This window comes from Pseudoalteromonas luteoviolacea S2607 (assembly GCF_001625575.1).
In the GTDB taxonomy this organism is placed as follows: domain Bacteria; phylum Pseudomonadota; class Gammaproteobacteria; order Enterobacterales; family Alteromonadaceae; genus Pseudoalteromonas; species Pseudoalteromonas luteoviolacea_E.
Genome location: NZ_AUXV01000016.1, coordinates 17,551 through 33,750 on the forward strand (window position 1 = coordinate 17,551; position 16,200 = coordinate 33,750).

15 protein-coding genes and 5 tRNA genes are annotated in these 16,200 nt (G+C 43.0%); 15 read left to right on the forward strand and 5 right to left on the reverse strand.

The genetic code is table 11. The features are described from left to right. Positions 1 to 167: 167 nt before the first annotated feature. The gene (locus tag N480_RS09590) at positions 168 to 773 is read right to left on the reverse strand and encodes a hypothetical protein (protein WP_063372293.1); all 606 of its coding nucleotides are present in this window, start codon (positions 771 to 773) and stop codon (positions 168 to 170) included. Positions 774 to 788: 15 nt separating this feature from the next. Next, positions 789 to 2,417 (reverse strand): LruC domain-containing protein, encoded by a 1,629-nt coding sequence (locus N480_RS09595; protein ID WP_063372294.1) that lies wholly within the window; start codon positions 2,415 to 2,417, stop codon positions 789 to 791. Positions 2,418 to 2,652: 235 nt separating this feature from the next. Between N480_RS09595 and N480_RS09600 the strand changes: the two genes are divergently transcribed. From N480_RS09600 to N480_RS09620, 5 genes are all read left to right on the forward strand, one after another. Next, on the forward strand, positions 2,653 to 3,396 hold the full coding sequence (locus N480_RS09600) for a hypothetical protein (protein WP_063372295.1): 744 nt from the start codon (positions 2,653 to 2,655) through the stop codon (positions 3,394 to 3,396). 213 nt (positions 3,397 to 3,609) lie between these two features. Then, entirely contained in the window at positions 3,610 to 4,866 is a 1,257-nt protein-coding gene (locus tag N480_RS09605) for a WecB/TagA/CpsF family glycosyltransferase (protein ID WP_081231817.1), read from the forward strand. A 2-nt stretch (positions 4,867 to 4,868) separates the two neighbouring features. Beyond that, a complete protein-coding gene (locus N480_RS09610) occupies positions 4,869 to 5,549 on the forward strand; it encodes a sugar transferase (protein ID WP_063372296.1) in 681 nt (226 codons plus the stop codon). Between the two features lie 220 nt (positions 5,550 to 5,769). Then, positions 5,770 to 6,909: a polysaccharide pyruvyl transferase family protein gene (locus tag N480_RS09615; RefSeq protein WP_063372297.1), complete on the forward strand. Its 1,140-nt coding sequence runs from the start codon at positions 5,770 to 5,772 to the stop codon at positions 6,907 to 6,909. After that, positions 6,866 to 7,795, forward strand: coding sequence for a glycosyltransferase family 2 protein (locus N480_RS09620; RefSeq protein ID WP_063372298.1), 930 nt, complete (start codon positions 6,866 to 6,868; stop codon positions 7,793 to 7,795). The genes N480_RS09615 and N480_RS09620 overlap by 44 nt, the downstream gene beginning before the upstream one ends. Positions 7,796 to 7,820: 25 nt before the next feature. Here the strand turns inward: N480_RS09620 and N480_RS09625 are convergent, their stop codons facing one another. Both N480_RS09625 and N480_RS09630 read right to left on the reverse strand, forming a co-directional pair. Continuing rightward, complete coding sequence (locus tag N480_RS09625; RefSeq protein ID WP_063372299.1) at positions 7,821 to 8,555, reverse strand: UDP-2,3-diacylglucosamine diphosphatase; 735 nt, start codon at positions 8,553 to 8,555, stop codon at positions 7,821 to 7,823. A gap of 52 nt (positions 8,556 to 8,607) precedes the next feature. Beyond that, the gene (locus N480_RS09630; RefSeq protein WP_063372300.1) at positions 8,608 to 9,102 is read right to left on the reverse strand and encodes a peptidylprolyl isomerase; all 495 of its coding nucleotides are present in this window, start codon (positions 9,100 to 9,102) and stop codon (positions 8,608 to 8,610) included. 206 nt (positions 9,103 to 9,308) lie between these two features. On the opposite strand from N480_RS09630, the gene cysS reads away from it, so the two are divergent. The 3 genes from cysS to N480_RS09645 all read left to right on the forward strand — a co-directional run bounded on the left by cysS (position 9,309) and on the right by N480_RS09645 (position 12,001). Continuing rightward, complete coding sequence (cysS, locus tag N480_RS09635; RefSeq protein ID WP_063372301.1) at positions 9,309 to 10,688, forward strand: cysteine--tRNA ligase; 1,380 nt, start codon at positions 9,309 to 9,311, stop codon at positions 10,686 to 10,688. A 278-nt stretch (positions 10,689 to 10,966) separates the two neighbouring features. Further along, a complete protein-coding gene (locus tag N480_RS09640; protein ID WP_063372302.1) occupies positions 10,967 to 11,434 on the forward strand; it encodes a RidA family protein in 468 nt (155 codons plus the stop codon). Positions 11,435 to 11,593: 159 nt separating this feature from the next. Beyond that, positions 11,594 to 12,001 carry a hypothetical protein gene (locus N480_RS09645; RefSeq protein ID WP_063372303.1) on the forward strand — a complete coding sequence of 136 codons (408 nt, stop codon included), beginning with the start codon at positions 11,594 to 11,596 and terminating at the stop codon, positions 11,999 to 12,001. Positions 12,002 to 12,019: 18 nt separating this feature from the next. Here the strand turns inward: N480_RS09645 and folD are convergent, their stop codons facing one another. Continuing rightward, positions 12,020 to 12,874 (reverse strand): bifunctional methylenetetrahydrofolate dehydrogenase/methenyltetrahydrofolate cyclohydrolase FolD, encoded by an 855-nt coding sequence (folD, locus tag N480_RS09650; protein ID WP_063372304.1) that lies wholly within the window; start codon positions 12,872 to 12,874, stop codon positions 12,020 to 12,022. Positions 12,875 to 13,258: 384 nt separating this feature from the next. On the opposite strand from folD, the gene N480_RS09655 reads away from it, so the two are divergent. The 7 genes from N480_RS09655 to clpP all read left to right on the forward strand — a co-directional run bounded on the left by N480_RS09655 (position 13,259) and on the right by clpP (position 16,140). Continuing rightward, positions 13,259 to 13,335 (forward strand) — tRNA-Pro (locus tag N480_RS09655). Positions 13,336 to 13,384: 49 nt separating this feature from the next. Beyond that, positions 13,385 to 13,461 (forward strand) — tRNA-Arg (locus N480_RS09660). 24 nt (positions 13,462 to 13,485) lie between these two features. Beyond that, a tRNA-His gene (locus tag N480_RS09665) sits at positions 13,486 to 13,561 on the forward strand. 20 nt (positions 13,562 to 13,581) lie between these two features. Further along, positions 13,582 to 13,658 (forward strand) — tRNA-Pro (locus tag N480_RS09670). 22 nt (positions 13,659 to 13,680) lie between these two features. Then, positions 13,681 to 13,757: transfer RNA gene (locus tag N480_RS09675), tRNA-Pro, on the forward strand. A gap of 273 nt (positions 13,758 to 14,030) precedes the next feature. After that, a complete protein-coding gene (tig, locus tag N480_RS09680; RefSeq protein WP_063372305.1) occupies positions 14,031 to 15,338 on the forward strand; it encodes a trigger factor in 1,308 nt (435 codons plus the stop codon). A 193-nt stretch (positions 15,339 to 15,531) separates the two neighbouring features. Then, a complete protein-coding gene (gene clpP, locus N480_RS09685) occupies positions 15,532 to 16,140 on the forward strand; it encodes an ATP-dependent Clp endopeptidase proteolytic subunit ClpP (protein ID WP_063372306.1) in 609 nt (202 codons plus the stop codon). Positions 16,141 to 16,200: the final 60 nt, after the last annotated feature.

Here is a 16,200-nt window from a genome sequence, read left to right on the forward strand (position 1 = left end):
TGCTAAAACGTAACTGCCTTTGTTGAAATTCCAAGAAATGGGTAACTACTCGGCAAAAGCTTAGTTAAAGATAACAAAGTTGCGAGGGAAGGTGCATGAAATTATTTAAAAAAGTTGCGCTGTATGAATGCGCGGTGTGCTTAATGGTTGCACACCGCGTAGGCGCATTAATTGAAGGTATGGGTTACTGAGGTGCTAGAGTCCAATTTAAACAATACTTGGTTGGTTTCTAACATACCATCTACTCTGATTAGCATAGTTTGCGTCGTCTGAGGAACTGTCAGTGTATGCTGCAATTGCCCTGCAGAGTTAAAACGCAATGTGGCGATTAATTGTTTGTTGCCCATTAGTTCATCTTCAACAGATGGTACTTCCATACTGAACGAATAAACTTTTATCGCTCTACCAGCCAATGATTCACCGAAGACATCTTGTCCATCCAGTTCAAGTGAAATATCATCACTGGTTCTAAACTTGAAGTCGGGTTCTACGTATAGCTCGGTGGAAGCAGATGCTGCGGTTTGTAAAAGCGCCGCTTCAGGTTCATAACTGAGCTCTGGCATCGCGGCATCTGTGTTAGCGTCTTCAGCTGCACTACTTTCACTGGTTGTCTGGGTTTGACTAGTGGTGTCAGCCGGTGTTGCTTGCTGTGTCGTCTGGCTCGTCGTATTCGACGGTGCAGAGTCGCCGCCACCGCCACCACCGCATCCAGTAATAAAGGTGGTCAGTAAGGCCATACTAATAGCTGTTTTTAAATTTTGCAGTGTGTTCATGATGGTCTCCTAACATTACTCAGATTCTGGCAAATAGTAGTGTGTATCGCGGTCGCTGGTGAGGTACCAGTTCTGTGCTTGTTCACCGCTGGATTCGACCCAAGTTTCATACTCAGGGTACGCCCAAAGCACATCAATATATTCACGAGGGTAATTCCACTCTTCGCTTACCGTTAATGCCCACGGAAGGTTGTCTGCTGTTCTGAAGTAGCGGTTACTGTTCGCATCAGACGTGTCGTCGACCTTACCAAATCGGGTTTGGTCAAATAAATCTGTTGGCGGGTAATCGGCCATGTGCACTTCAATTGTTCTGTCGGCGGTTCTGAAGATGAAAAAGTCCATATCAGAAACGTTCAGCGATGCTTGAGACTCGGCAAATGTAACGTCCAGTGTAAAAGGCACTGGTTCGAAATAATTACATGTCTTAACTGTGTTAAAGTGCGAACATTGACCTGACTGACCTGTTTGCGTGAAGACCTGTGTACTGCTCCACAGTTGAAGAACTGCATTGCTTTGGAACTCTTCCGCAGACTTGTCGAAGCTTTGTCCATCGATGGTAATAGTGGCGCTTTCAATGAGGTCTGGTGTTGAGCCCATTATACGCAAGCCATACCCGTTTTCAAAAGCAGCGCCACGCGCAGTTATCCAGCCGTGTAAAATAAACCCACTGACAAGATTATCCGCGTCCAACGTGGTTTGAATGCGTTGCTTGACTACAAGGTCATTCATGTCGTAATCGCCTCGTTGCGGCCAGTTATCTTCATAAGCCAGCGTCGATACTCCCGTTTCAGAAGGGAAGTACTGGCTGTGAGAGCGACGGTAGTTGTTTGGGAACTCGTCTTGCTCATCTGGGATCCCGTCTGCGTCACTGTCATTGGCCTCAGGCATGGTCACTAAGTTGGTTGAAGAGATTGCGGAACCAGGGCTAGCAGTGACACTGAATACTGCGTCGTTGAAGTCATTGTCGCCCCATGTGCGCGGTAAATCTTCAAAGCCAATGACCACTTCTTGTTCCTGCTCATCATAAAGAAGTACACAGTGTTGTCTCAATTCCTCTGTAGGTTCAGGATTTAAAGATGAGATTGAATAATAGTAGGGAATTTGCCAATTCTTAACGCCGGTGTAGTACCAAAAGCCATTGGCTGCAACGAAAAAGCCGATACTGGTGCCTGCTGGGAAAGTACCAATGCTGACCCGATGCCCATTGGTTAAGTGAGGGTAACTTAAGTTCGGAAATACGATGGTTTCTTGTACTTCCTCTGCGGAAGTTGGTGGGTTTTGTGGGTCGAAGGTAAAGTATCCAAACGAGTTTTTGTATCCCGCACCTTCATGTATAAAGGTGATAAACACCTCAGCTTCTTCGTTTAGATGAATGGTAGAACCTTCATCACCAGTGATGAAAGCCTCGTTTACCTTAGCTTCTGGCAACGCATTGCTTATACGTTGAAAGAAATCGCTACTATACTGGTCTCGCGCATAGATCATACTGTCTGGCTTACCTGTATTCTGGTTGTAGCCGCTAGGCCAAGCCTGTCCTGATTGAAACTGCCATACGTATTGCCCATCCACTACCTGCACCGCCAGCGTTGGTGACGCTGTTGCACACAATGCAGCTCCTAAGCACATCTTAGTTAAGTAGTTCATAGTAAGAACCTTGTATTCAGTTGATGATATACCTGAGAGAGCAGTAACTATGCCAAATTTGAGTTGTTATATATAACAGTGGGTTACGCATTTTATAAGCGAGTTTTAAGGCGTATTTTCGCAATATTGAAAGTAATTATTTTCTCATTTTTAAAATTGAGAAAATAACTTTTTGGGCAAAATGCTGTTCTTTTGCTTTATTAATAAATAGCAGCAATATTTTTGAGGGTATGTGATGACGAATAGAGCAGCGACGACTTTAGTTTTCAGTGTGGCACTAAATGGCTATCAGTGGCGCTATAGTCATTGTATTAAAAGCCATAAGCAATACGCTAAAAAAATGAATTACCAATATGTTGTGGTATCTCGACCTATATTCACTTCGTTAGGAGTGGAGTGTTGTTGGTTAAAGCTTCTGTTGTTAAAAGCAGCATTAGAGGCTGGCTATAGTAAGGTGCTGTTCGTTGATGCTGATGCACTCATTCAACCAACCTGTCCACCAGTTGAACAACTTATAAAGGAAGATAAGTTTCTCTATATGGCCCATGGCTACAGTGGAGAGATAAACTCCGGTATTATGCTGATGCAACGCTCTCAAGCCGCATTGAATTGGATCAATGAAGTATTGGCTTCGATTTGCACGCCAGTGGCGGAGTCAGAAGGGATAGGGTGGGGTGAAAATGGCCATGTTGCGCACTTTGCAAAGGCTTGGGATGGGTTTCAATTAATATCCCCAAAATGGAACAATACTTATGCTAAGGAAATGAATGACTACATAAGGCATTTTAATTTTGGACCATTAAAAAATAGTTGGTCAGATAAAGTAATTCATAAAGTGATATTTAAAGTGAGTAAAATTTTGCTTAAGTGTGATTTAAACGATATGGGCCAACAGGAGAAAAAGCTACAGGTGGTGCAGCATAAGCTTCCTAAATTATTCAACCGCGTGGTTCGGTTATATCCAGAGTTCTCTAAGTAAATTGGCACAAAATAAATAGCCTTCACTATATTTCTTACCGTTTTCTTATTTTAAAAAAAGCTTTTCGATTTAGTTCGCAAAATAAGAAATTAATATACCCAACAAGTTTAAAAGTTTTGTTTTTCCATTTAAAATCAGTTGATTAAAATTTAATTTTGGATTGGCACACTCCTCGCTACTCCCTCCTCAGATAAAAATATTTGAGGGTGAATTATGTTGGACGATAAAATCACACATCACGCAAGCAAAACGACAGAGCAAAGCTGTGCTCGTCGAATAGTGAGAGTTGCTTGTGCTTTAACTTTAATCGGTTGTTTGCTTCCACTTTTTGCGTTTAACACTGTGCTGAGTGTTTTACTTATTCGTGCACCTCTTAAGAAGCAAAAATGGCTAGACATTGGCGGCGGTGTTGTTGAGCTGTATGTATGGCAAGCAGGCGTTTTTAAAAGCAGCGCCCTCGTCTTCAATATTATGCGTGATGATATTCATTTTGTAGGTACGCCGATTATCTGGGGTCAGACGTCAGTTCCTAATGTTCGTAGGTTTAAATCTCCTTGCGCCAAAGCAGGCGTATTTGACAGCTTGCAGCTGCATCGTCTAACCGGGCTGGTGGCAGGAGACATCCCTAGCTTATTGGCGGCACAAAATGCGCAAAGCGTGGCAAAAGATTTTGCAATGGTTTTGAAAATTTTGCTATGTCGCTGTATCTATGTTGACGGCGGTGCTAAACAGGCAAATTCCTCTGTATTTGGCATCCCATTTGACAACACGATGATGGATGATGCTGTGAACTGGGTATGTGCGCCTCACACCAAAGAGCATTACTGTCAGGTTGGCTACTTTTTGAACGCCAATTCCATCAACCTAGCAGCTAGTAATTCAGAGCTGCGAGAGACACTGTCTCAAAGTAACAAAAACTTCGCTGACGGTTCAGGTATGCGCTTAGCGTCTCGTCACGCGGGCATAGACTTAGCCGACAATATAAATGGTACCGACATGTTGCCCGTACTTTGCAGCAAGGCCTTAGAGACTGGCAGCTCTTTCTTTTTACTTGGCGCAAAAGAAGGGGTTGCTGAACAAGCAGGTAAAGCGCTCGAAGCACGGTTCCCAGGCCTTGATATTCGTGGCACACACCATGGATATTTCAAAGATGACAGTGAAATCATCGAAAAAATTAATAATAGCGGCGCAACCATTTTACTAGTTGCGTTGGGCTCTCCCCGCCAAGAGATGTGGCTGGCGCAAAACAAACACCGTCTTGATTGTCGTTGTGCGCTTGCTGTTGGTGGCTTATTTGACTTCTTTTCAGGTTCTATCCCAAGAGCGCCGTTGTGGATGCGTGAGCTAGGGCTTGAATGGATTTGGCGTCTCATGCAAGAACCCAAAGCCAAATTCAAGCGGTACGTTATTGGTAATCCAGTTTTCTTATTCAGAGTTTATGTTTTAAAACAATCTATCAGAGGGCTTTAATCATGGAAATTACAAACAAAATTTCAACTACAGCCACAGTAAGAACAATCAAAGCGGTACGCAAAGTCAGTGTGGATGGTGTCCACCATGGTATCCCTGTATGGCTGCAACGTGCTGTTGCAACACTTGGCTTACTCGCGATTAGCCCTTTGTTAGCCCTACTAATGTTGGCAATTAAGCTAGAGAGCAAAGGTCCATGTGTTTTCAAGCAAGTTCGGGTAGGTAAATATGGTCGTCGTTTTACCATGTACAAGTTCCGCTCAATGTATATGCAAGACGATCCTCGTTTTAAAGCGCCTGAACAAAAAAACAGCTCTAGAGAGGGGGTATGTCAAAAGTATATCCATGACCCTCGCATTACATGTATTGGCCGCTTTATTCGCAAATATTCAATTGATGAATTGCCTCAGCTGCTGAATGTAGTGAAAGGCGACATGTTACTCATTGGTCCAAGACCTGCTTTAGAGATGGAAGTTGCGCAGTATGAACCTAGTCAGCTATCGCGCTTGAACAGTGAACAGGGTTTAACGGGGCTTTGGCAAGTAACGGGTAGAGCAGATACAACGTTTGAACAACAAGTGCAATTAGATGAGCAGTACATTCAAGAGCAAAGCATCATGAGTGATGTGAAAATATTACTGAAAACGGTACCGTGTGTACTAGGTGCAAAAGGCGCATATTAAAAAGTAGAGTTTTCAAGGGGTCGGTGCTGTCTGCGCCGACTTTTTTATTTTAAAAAATTCCCACCTAATTATTATCGAAATGCAAAAATTCAATTTCCAATCTGCATATTTGTCCTTTTGTAATTATTAATGTTATTAAAAATCAGAATCTTAAAATTTGTTTTTTATTGGCACACAGTCTGCAATTAGTTACTCAGACATTCAGATTTGAGGACTAATCATGCAAAGCAAAAGCGACATATTTGTAGTGGGATATTACGGCATGCGCAATAGCGGAGACGACGCTTTGATGTTAGCGAGCGTTGAAGGCGCTAAGCACGCATTTAGCTCCAACAGTGTGGCCGTCAACGCAAGTCGCCAATACGGGCTTGTGAGGCAGCTGGAGTTACAAGGTCAGGGGCCGATGATGTTTAGAGGGCACCAACGCTTAACTAATTACAAACGCGCATTTGATGCGGAAACGATTGTCTTTGGTGGAGGGTCAGTGCTGCACTCTAGTAAGGATATTGCACAGAAATGCCACATGATATCTCTGTGCGGTAAAGAATCTAGCTATGCAGTTGGCGTTGGCATTGAAGCATTTAAAACCACGAAAGATGAAAAGCAGTGTGCTAAATTTTTAAATAAATGCCATTTCATTGGTGTAAGAGACGCGCAAAGCTACGAAATAGCTAAGTCTATCGCACCAAGTTCAAACGTCGCGCTGACCTTTGATTTAGCGCCTTCATTGTTGCACTATTTCGGAGACTCAATTCGCACGATTGACAGAAGAGGTGTCGCATTTAACTTCTGTCAGCAAGCCACCAATGCGTTTGGTGAAACGGATGCTTTAAACGAACGAGCGCGAGTACGCAAAGCAGTTAAACTCATCACGTCTGTTTGGGAGACCACACGTGAAGATGTGTATTTAATCGAGCTTAACGACCATGGTGTACTTGGTGATAATCTAATTCATGATCAAATCATCAGCAAGCTTCCGAGTTACGTACCAATCAAGCGTATTCGTTACACAATCAACCCACTGCGTATGCTGCAAAGTATGGCGATGTTCAAAGCTGTCGTTGGTATGAGGCTTCACGCTGCAATATATGCATATATGATGAACACCCCTTTTATAAACCTGCAGTACCACAGCAAGTGTAAGCAGTGGTCTAAACAAATCGGCATGGCACAAGATTATCAATTTGACGCAAACGAATACGAGCCTGAAAGCGTGATTAATACCATAAACAAGCTGGTGGCTGGGCACTGTGTTCCTCCGACTTTACCAGTGGAGCAAGCTATCGCGTTATCAATGAAGAATTGGAGTAATGAATATGAACAGCATCAAGTTTTCAGTCGTAATCCCTCTTTACAATAAGAGTGAGTGCATCGAGCGCACCATTAAAAGTGTGCTTGAGCAGAGTTGTCCAGCGGACGAAATTGTCATTGTAGATGACGGTTCCACAGATGATAGTGTGGCTAAAGTAGAAGCGTTAAATGTGCCAAATTTAAAGTTGATTCATCAAGAAAACCAAGGTGTTTCAGCCGCTAGAAACACTGGGGCTGAGCATTGCAGTAATGAATATATGGCGTTTTTGGATGCCGATGATACATGGACCCCGTTTTTCTTATCGCGTATTGCTGATTTGATCAGCCGCTTTCCTAATATGGGGCTTTATGCAACGCGTTACCAAAAAGTTTATGGCGACAATGAATTTCAAGACGCCAAAATTGCTCTAACCAAGTGGGATGCGTGTGGGTATGAAATGGATAACTATTTTGCCGTTGCTGCCAGTGGCGATTTACCATTTACCATGTCGAGCATTGTCGTTAGTAAGCCTGTTTTTCATGAGTTGGGCGGATTTCCACGCGGTGAGTGGATGGGAGAAGATCAGAGCTTCTATATTAACTTTGCAATGTATTCTCGCATTGCCTACACACCTGTTATCGAGAGTTTTTATTATCAGGGTACGCAAAATAGCGCATGTGATCAGGCACCACCACAGCAACTATGTCCTTTCGCTGAGCGACTTTTAACTGATATCAAAGAGGGACGAGTGGCTGAAAAGCTGAAGCCAATGGTCTTAAAATACGTAGGTGCACACATATGTGATTTAGCTAAACGTCACATTCAGCATCGTTCTTTAAAATATGCAGCGCAATTGTTGACACATCCTGCGTCGCGCAAGAGACCTGTACATTGGAGCTACTACAAGTTTGTAGCACTGCCTTTTGCTTATATCGCCAAACTGAAAGGGGCTTAATAAATACTCCGACCGCGAGCATCTGCTAAGAGTGGCTGTGCTCGTTGTAACCATGTTGCTCGAGCGACTGGCCATGTTCGGTTACTACTAAGTAAGAGCTTTGGCTATACCAATCACCCAAAACAGTGCGCGTATGGTTTGCACCTTGGTGCACGTGTGGCCTATGCGTGTGGCCATGGATCATATTTTTGACATCAAATCTATCAAACATATTTTGCACGGCATCTGGGGTGACGTCCAAAATACTCGGAGCTTTACCCATTTGTGTAATCTTACTCTTTTCTCGAGCATTTTTCGCGACTCGGCGTCTATACCAAAGAGGCATAGCAAGCATGAGTCGTGGCCACCACCAGCCTCTGCTTTTTTTACGAAACTTCTGATACTCAATATCTTGTGTACACATTTCATCGCCGTGCAGTATCACGGTGGGAGTGCCGTATAGGTTAATGACGGTCTGCTCAGGTAAAAGAGTCATACCACACAAGTCCGCATACTTTTGGCCAATTAAAAAGTCTCTGTTGCCATGGATAAAAAAGAGCTTAGTGCCATTATCACTGATTTTTTTTAGCTTTTGCGCAATGTCTAACGCCAGAGGGTCACCTTCATCATCGCCAATCCAGACTTCAAAAAAGTCACCGAGGATGTATAAAGCGTCGACATCTGAATTGATGCAGTTATCGAGAAACAAATAAAAGGCGTTGGTTATGTCAGGGCGGTGCTCAGTTAAGTGCAGATCAGAAATAAAATAGGTTTTGCGCATGGGGTCTCTTGTTGGAAAAAGAGCGCCGTAGCGCTCATTCTTAATCCTTGGATTAATCTGTGATTACAGCACTCTCGATGATTACATCGTCTAGAGGTACATCTTGGTGGAAGCCAGATGAACCTGTTGCAACACCTTTGATCTTGTTAACAACATCCATGCCTTCAACAACTTCAGCAAACACACAGTAGCCCCAACCCTGCGAAGTTTCGCTAGAGAAGTTAAGGAAGTCATTGTCGTTCACGTTAATGAAGAATTGCGCTGTAGCAGAGTGTGGATCTGGCGTACGCGCCATAGCCAATGTGCCAACTTTGTTTGCAAGACCATTGTTTGCTTCATTTTGAATTGGTGCATCAACTTCTTTTTGGCTCATGCCCGGCTCAAAACCGCCGCCTTGAATCATAAAGCCATCGATTACGCGGTGGAAAATAGTGCCTGTGTAGAAACCATTCTCAACATATTTCTTAAAGTTCGCCACAGTTGCTGGCGCTTCTTTTTCAAATAATGCGATTTTGATTTCGCCGAAGTTTGTTTGTAAAACAACCATAATGGGTCCTTGAATTACAATAAAAAGATTAGAACGCTATTTTATAGTACATCTGCTGAACTACAAAGCGTTGAAATAACTTTGACAGTTTTTCGGTGTAAACTTTGTTACTCAAATAGGTGAGAATTAGCGTATTTACAGTAGAGACAAGCCTGTGCAAGTGTTATGATGCTGTGGTTTTAATACAACTTTAGGAAAATTACTACATGTTGCAGATATACGACACACTTACACGCCAAAAGGCCCCATTTAAACCCCTTGTCGAAGGCAAAGTCGACATGTATGTGTGTGGTATTACAATCTATGATTTCTGCCATGTAGGTCATGCACGTACTTATGTATCGTTTGATGTGATGAACCGTTATTTTCGCCATTTAGGATACGATGTAACTTATGTGCGTAACATCACCGATGTAGATGATAAAATCATCAAACGCGCAGCTGAAAATAATGAAGAGATCAACGACCTGACTGTTCGCATGACTAAAGCGATGCATGAGGACTTTGATGCATTGAATATTTTGCCTGCGGATATTGAACCAACAGTAACCGGTCATATGGACGACATTATTCAAATGATCGAACGTTTGATTGAAAAGCAGCACGCTTATGTTGCCAAAAACGGTGATGTTTTATTTGATGTATCAACGTTTAAAGATTATGGGCAATTGTCTCAACAGGATTTAGATATGTTGCAGGCGGGTGCTCGTGTTGAAGTAGCTGAAGGTAAAGACGACCCGCTTGACTTTGTACTTTGGAAAAAAGCCAAGCCAGGTGAACCATCTTGGACATCACCTTGGGGTGAAGGTAGACCTGGTTGGCACATTGAATGTAGTGCAATGAGCTCGAAACACTTAGGCGAGTTTTTCGATATTCATGGTGGTGGCTCTGACTTACAATTCCCGCACCATGAAAATGAAATTGCACAATCTTGTTGTGCAAACAATGGCCGCTACGTGAATACGTGGATCCATACTGGTATGGTTCAGGTCAATAAAGAGAAAATGTCTAAGTCCTTAGGCAACTTCTTTACTGTGCGTGAAGTACTTAAGGCATTTGACCGTGAAACGGTACGTTACTTCTTAATCAATGGCCACTATCGCAGTCAGCTAAACTATTCTCAAGAAAACCTAGAGCAAGCTCGATCTTCACTTGAGCGTATTTATACAGCGTTACGTGGTGTTGAGCAGGTAGAAGTTGAACTTAAAGGCAATGTTTATGTTGAGCGCTTTGAGGCTGCAATGAATGACGATTTCAATACGCCAGAAGCTTTGCCTGTTATTTTTGAACTGGCAAAAGAAGTAAACTTGTTAAAAGAGTCAGATCCGCAAGCGGCTGGTAAACATGCCTTTATTCTGGTTAAGCTCGCTGAGGTGCTGGGCATTGCTCAACAGTCACCTGAGAGCTTCTTGCAAGGCGAACAGGACGATGATGAAGTGGCTAAAATTGAAGCCCTAATTGAGCAACGTAAAACAGCCCGTGCAAATAAAGATTGGGCTGCCGCAGATGAAGCGCGTGATGCACTTACTGCAATGGGCGTTGTGCTTGAGGATAGCGCCGGTAAAACAACTTGGCGTAAAGCGTAAGTTATTATCGATTTGTAAAAAGAAGCCATTAAGTGCTTCTTTTTACGCTTCATTTCTCCTATTTCTTTTTATTCTTCTACGCATTTGACACGGCTTTTAAGCATCCATCTAAATACTCACCCCGCTAATTAAAGCCCCATCCCGCTTAAATTAAACGTCACATATCAATATTTACAATAAAATTAATCATGTTTAGTCGCTGACTTAACAACGCAATTTGGTTTTTTATCGAACAATGGTATTTTGGAAATTGAAAGCTTTCTAATCAAGGAATCGTTATGAAAAAAAGCACAATCCCCCTTATTGTGTTATCTCTTTTTACAGGTGTGTCATTTGCAGAGCCTAAAAGTCAATCCCATATAGAGTACCTAAATTCATATGCGGTATTACCCGCAGGGCATAATCTACCCTTCTCAGAGGCGGTAAAAGTGAATAACAAGGTTTATCTTTCTGGTCAAATAGGGATCCAACCAGGTACAACTAAGCTAGTTAAAGGTGGGATCGCTGCAGAAAGTAAGCAAACCATGGAGAATATAAAAGCCAGCTTAGGAGCGCATGGCCTTGCTATGAAAGATATTTTTAAATGCACCATAATGCTTGCAGATATAAAGGAGTGGCCGGCCTTTAACCAAGAGTACACCAAGTACTTTAGCCGCCCTTACCCTGCTAGAAGTGCATTTTCTACCAATGGATTGGCGTTAGGTGCACGTGTTGAAGTCGAGTGCACAGCGGTGGTGCCTGAATAGTGACCTTTATACACAGGTGACGCTGATACAGCACCTTAGCTGAACAAGGGTAGTATTGAATTTATTAAGCTGTGATAGAGATACAGGCACACTGATTGCTTAACAGAATCAAGATGTCATTGCGTGGCAATGACATGCCCATTTTAAAAGGAGTGTAAAATGCTATTGCATAAAACTGGCGCTACCCCCCAATCTACATACTCATCGCGCGCAGGCACCGCTAAAAATCAAAGTGGTGAATCTTTTGCGAATGAATTAAACAACCAGAACCCAGTCTCACAATTGTCGCAGTCTTTGAGACAAAAAGATTTATCGACGTCTAACCTGAATCAGAGCTTTTTATCTCAGGTACAACAAACTTTGATGTTTAACCGCCTTGGCGTAAACGAGGAAAAAGTGAAAGAGATAAAAGCCAAAATGGATGAGTTATTAAGTCGTCTAGAGAATGGTGAAATTAGTAAAGAAGATTTTGATAAACAAATGGAAATGTTAGAATCAATGATGGCGAAAGAGTTAAAATCGGCAGATGAAACTGAAAAACAGAGTAATAAATTGGAGCACTATTAAAGTGCTCCTTGTGCTTTACTAATTTTTGCTGTTTTCACAAGCTTCTAACGTGTTCTCAATTAAGCTGGCAACAGTCATTGGGCCAACGCCTCCTGGCACAGGCGTGATGAAGCTCGCATTTTGCTCTGCTTTATCATACTGCACGTCACCTACAAGCTTACCCGACTCCAATCTGTTAATACCCACATCGATCACGATTGCGCCTTCTTTAACCCAGTCACCAGGAATAAACTCAGGCTTACCGACAGCGACAACGAGCAAGTCAGCACGGCGAACATGGGCTTCAAGGTCTTGAGTAAACTTGTGACATACGGTTGTTGTACAACCAGCAAGTAGTAACTCTAACGACATCGGTCTGCCAACAATGTTGGAGGCGCCTACTACGACAGCATGCATCCCTTTATATCGAACGCCAGTGGAGTCGAGTAGGGTGATAATCCCCTTTGGTGTACAAGGTCTTAAAGCAGGCATGCGCTGCGCAAGTCTACCAACGTTATATGGATGGAACCCATCAACGTCCTTACTTGGGTGAATACGCTCTAAAATTTTCTCGGCATCCAAACCCTCAGGTAAAGGGAGTTGTACCAAGATACCATCAACTTCTGGATCAACATTTAGGTTGTCTACCAGTTCGAGTAACTGTTCTTCACTCGTATCATTGGGTAAATCGTAAGACTTAGAAACAAAGCCTACTTCTTCACAGGCTTTACGCTTTGAGCCAACATAAACTTGACTGGCAGGATCTTGCCCGACAAGTACCACAGCCAATCCTGGGGCTCTTAGCCCTTCAGCTACTCGCTGCTCAACACGTTTTGCGACTGTACTGCGAACCTGTTTCGCAATTGCTTTGCCATCTATGATGTTTGCCGTCATGGGTGACCTTTATATATAAGGGTTAGTTACTTGAACGATTATAGAGTTAAAAAGGGGTCACTCTATTTAAATATGGCAGTATGTATTCCCCACAATAAAATAGGGTATGTGTAAGGATTACAACTGTGCTGCCTATATTTTCGCAAAATTGAACTGATTAGCCAAGCTAGATCCCACGATAAACATAGAGCAAAGTAAAGAGACGAAGATTAAGTTGAACGAAATTTGACTGTTTCAGCTGATTTTTAACCCTTTTGTGGTAAAAATAGGCAGTTGAAATATTTTTTAAAAAAAATGTTTGACCTCAACAACTCAAATCTCTAATATGCACCCCGTTGCCAACGAGGGGTGTTAAACAAAAACATTCTTAGTAAGTAACAAAATCGGCGATTAGCGCAGCTTGGTAGCGCACTTGGTTTGGGTCCAAGGGGTCGCAGGTTCAAATCCTGCATCGCCGACCACTTCTTCCTTGAAGAGGTGGGTGGATAGCACACAAGTGTTGTTTGTGTTGCGCCCGTAGCTCAGCTGGATAGAGCAACGGCCTTCTAAGCCGTGGGTCGAAGGTTCGAATCCTTCCGGGTGCGCCATTTAAATTATGTCCACATGTAGTGGCGGCTGTAGCTCAGTTGGTAGAGCCCTGGATTGTGATTCCGGTTGTCGTGGGTTCGAGCCCCATCAGTCGCCCCATCTACACTCAAAAAATGTTTCGGCGATTAGCGCAGCTTGGTAGCGCACTTGGTTTGGGTCCAAGGGGTCGCAGGTTCAAATCCTGCATCGCCGACCACTTTCAAAAAAATATATATTATCGGCGATTAGCGCAGCTTGGTAGCGCACTTGGTTTGGGTCCAAGGGGTCGCAGGTTCAAATCCTGCATCGCCGACCATCTCCTCATTCAAAATTTTCTCTATTTTTTCCTTAAATATACTATTGTTACCTTATATCTCATTTATTTCAGCGGATTGCTCGACTCTACCGTTTTATAGGTTATAATGCCGCGTCTAATGTTTAACATAGTGCCCTGATGGGGCAGGCAGCAAGTCTGGCATGTAATTGGTAGGTCATAAGCGCTTTTCGCTTGAATTCTAATTGCACTTCAGTGTCGACTTGTTTGTGAAGGAAGGCGCGTTGTCGCCAAAAATGAAAATTGAGGTATATCATGCAAGTTTCTGTTGAGACGACTCAAGGCCTTGAGCGCCGTCTGACTATCACCGTTCCTGCAGAGAACGTTGAGACTGAAGTTAAAAAACGCTTACAACAACTGTCTAAAACCCAGCGTATTGACGGTTTCCGTCCTGGTAAAGTACCTGTTTCTGTAATCAACAAGCGCTACGGTGCAGCTGTTCGTCAAGAAGTTGCTGGCGATTTAATGCAACGTAACTACATCGAAGCAATCGTTTCAGAAAAGATCAACCCTGCTGGTGCTCCTAGCTTTGCTCCTAAGTCTTTAGAAGCTGGTAAAGATCTTGAGTTTGAAGCAACTTTTGAAGTTTACCCAGAAGTTGAAATCAAAGACCTAGACAAGGTTGCAGTAGAAAAGCCAGTAGTAGATGTTACTGCTGATGACTTAGCTAACATGCTAGAGACTCTTCGCAAGCAGCACGCTACTTGGACTGAAGTTGAAGCAGCTGCGGGTGAACAAGATCGTGTAACTATCGACTTCCTAGGTACTGTTGAGGGTGAAGAGTTTGAAGGCGGTAAGGCTGAAGACTTCCCACTAGAGCTAGGTCAAGGTCGTATGATCCCTGGCTTCGAAGACGGTATTGTTGGCAAGAAAGCGGGTGACGAAGTTGTTGCTGACGTAACTTTCCCTGAAGAGTACCACGCAGAAAACCTTAAAGGTAAGCCTGCACAATTCACTATCACAGTGAAGAAAGTTGAAGTTCAAGAACTTCCAGAGCTTAACGACGAATTTGCAACTAAGTTCGGTGTAGCTGAAGGCGGTGTTGACGCTCTTAAAGAAGAAGTCAAAAAGAACATGACGCGTGAGCTTGACCAAGCTGTTAAAGCGAAGGTTAAAGAGCAGGCTATCCAGGGTTTACTTGAAACTAACGAAGTTGAAGTACCTAAAGCACTTATCGACCAAGAGATTGATGCGCTTCGTCAGCAAGCTGCACAGCGTTTTGGCGGCGATGCGAAGAACATGCCTGAACTTCCAGCTGAGCTTTTCCACGAGCAAGCTGTAACTCGCGTTAAGACTGGTCTTCTTCTTGGTGAAGTGATCAAAGCAAATGATATCAAAGTTGATGATGCAAAAGTTGAAGCTCTAATTGAAACTGTTGCTTCTGCATACGAAGATCCTTCAGAAGTAGTTAACTACTACAAAGAAAATGATCAATTAATGCAGCAAATGCGTAATGTAGCAATGGAAGAGCAAGCAGTAGAAGCTGTACTTTCAAGCGCTACGGTTACTGATGTTGAAAAGTCTTTTGACGACATCATGAACCCACAACAAGCTGCAGAGTAAGTTTCTTCCCTCGTCTATGAGGAAAGCATTGACTTACTGTTAAGCTAACGCTTAAATGGCTCGTAATGCTCTGTTAATTGCAGTGCTGCGAGCCTTTTTCGTTATTACGATAAAGAACAAGTATAAAGCTAGTTCAATAATTAGCGCTTGAACTGCGCAGCAAACCTGCCTCGCATACAAAGGAACCAATAATATGAATGACGGTATGATAGATCCTCTAAACGCTTTAGTCCCTATGGTTGTTGAGCAGACAGCTAAAGGTGAGCGCTCTTACGATATTTACTCTCGCCTACTTAAAGAGAGAATTATATTTTTGACAGGTCAAGTTGAAGACCACATGGCGAATCTGATTGTTGCACAAATGTTATTTCTTGAGTCAGAGAGCCCAGATAAAGATATTTACTTGTACATAAACTCACCAGGCGGTTCTGTTACTGCTGGTATGTCAATTTATGACACGATGAATTTCATCAAACCAGATGTGAGCACTGTGTGTGTTGGCCAAGCAGCAAGCATGGGGGCATTCTTATTGTCAGGTGGTGCTAAAGGCAAACGTTATTGTTTACCTAACTCTCGCGTGATGATCCACCAGCCTTTGGGTGGTTTCCAAGGCCAGGCATCTGATTTTGAGATCCACGCGAAAGAAATCCTAACTATCAAAGAAAAACTAAATAGGTTACTTGCTGATCATACAGGTCAACCATTTGATGTGGTAGCCAATGACACAGACCGTGATAACTTCATGAATGCACAAGAAGCTGTAGAGTATGGTTTAGTGGATGCGGTTCACACAAGCCGCTAATTTAAGTAAAGTTTGTTTTTAGGTGAAAAATTACACCTTGAAATAATAAAACTTGGATCT

Excerpts from the sequence above, each read along its gene's own strand:
- N480_RS09590 (WP_063372293.1), bottom strand. The coding sequence starts at position 773 with ATGAACACACTGCAAAATTTAAAAACAGCTATTAGTATGGCCTTACTG.
- N480_RS09595 (WP_063372294.1), bottom strand. The coding sequence starts at position 2,417 with ATGAACTACTTAACTAAGATGTGCTTAGGAGCTGCATTGTGTGCAACA.
- N480_RS09600 (WP_063372295.1), top strand. The coding sequence starts at position 2,653 with ATGACGAATAGAGCAGCGACGACTTTAGTTTTCAGTGTGGCACTAAAT.
- N480_RS09605 (WP_081231817.1), top strand. The coding sequence starts at position 3,610 with ATGTTGGACGATAAAATCACACATCACGCAAGCAAAACGACAGAGCAA.
- N480_RS09610 (WP_063372296.1), top strand. The coding sequence starts at position 4,869 with ATGGAAATTACAAACAAAATTTCAACTACAGCCACAGTAAGAACAATC.
- N480_RS09615 (WP_063372297.1), top strand. The coding sequence starts at position 5,770 with ATGCAAAGCAAAAGCGACATATTTGTAGTGGGATATTACGGCATGCGC.
- N480_RS09620 (WP_063372298.1), top strand. The coding sequence starts at position 6,866 with ATGAACAGCATCAAGTTTTCAGTCGTAATCCCTCTTTACAATAAGAGT.
- N480_RS09625 (WP_063372299.1), bottom strand. The coding sequence starts at position 8,555 with ATGCGCAAAACCTATTTTATTTCTGATCTGCACTTAACTGAGCACCGC.
- N480_RS09630 (WP_063372300.1), bottom strand. The coding sequence starts at position 9,102 with ATGGTTGTTTTACAAACAAACTTCGGCGAAATCAAAATCGCATTATTT.
- cysS (WP_063372301.1), top strand. The coding sequence starts at position 9,309 with ATGTTGCAGATATACGACACACTTACACGCCAAAAGGCCCCATTTAAA.
- N480_RS09640 (WP_063372302.1), top strand. The coding sequence starts at position 10,967 with ATGAAAAAAAGCACAATCCCCCTTATTGTGTTATCTCTTTTTACAGGT.
- N480_RS09645 (WP_063372303.1), top strand. The coding sequence starts at position 11,594 with ATGCTATTGCATAAAACTGGCGCTACCCCCCAATCTACATACTCATCG.
- folD (WP_063372304.1), bottom strand. The coding sequence starts at position 12,874 with ATGACGGCAAACATCATAGATGGCAAAGCAATTGCGAAACAGGTTCGC.
- tig (WP_063372305.1), top strand. The coding sequence starts at position 14,031 with ATGCAAGTTTCTGTTGAGACGACTCAAGGCCTTGAGCGCCGTCTGACT.
- clpP (WP_063372306.1), top strand. The coding sequence starts at position 15,532 with ATGAATGACGGTATGATAGATCCTCTAAACGCTTTAGTCCCTATGGTT.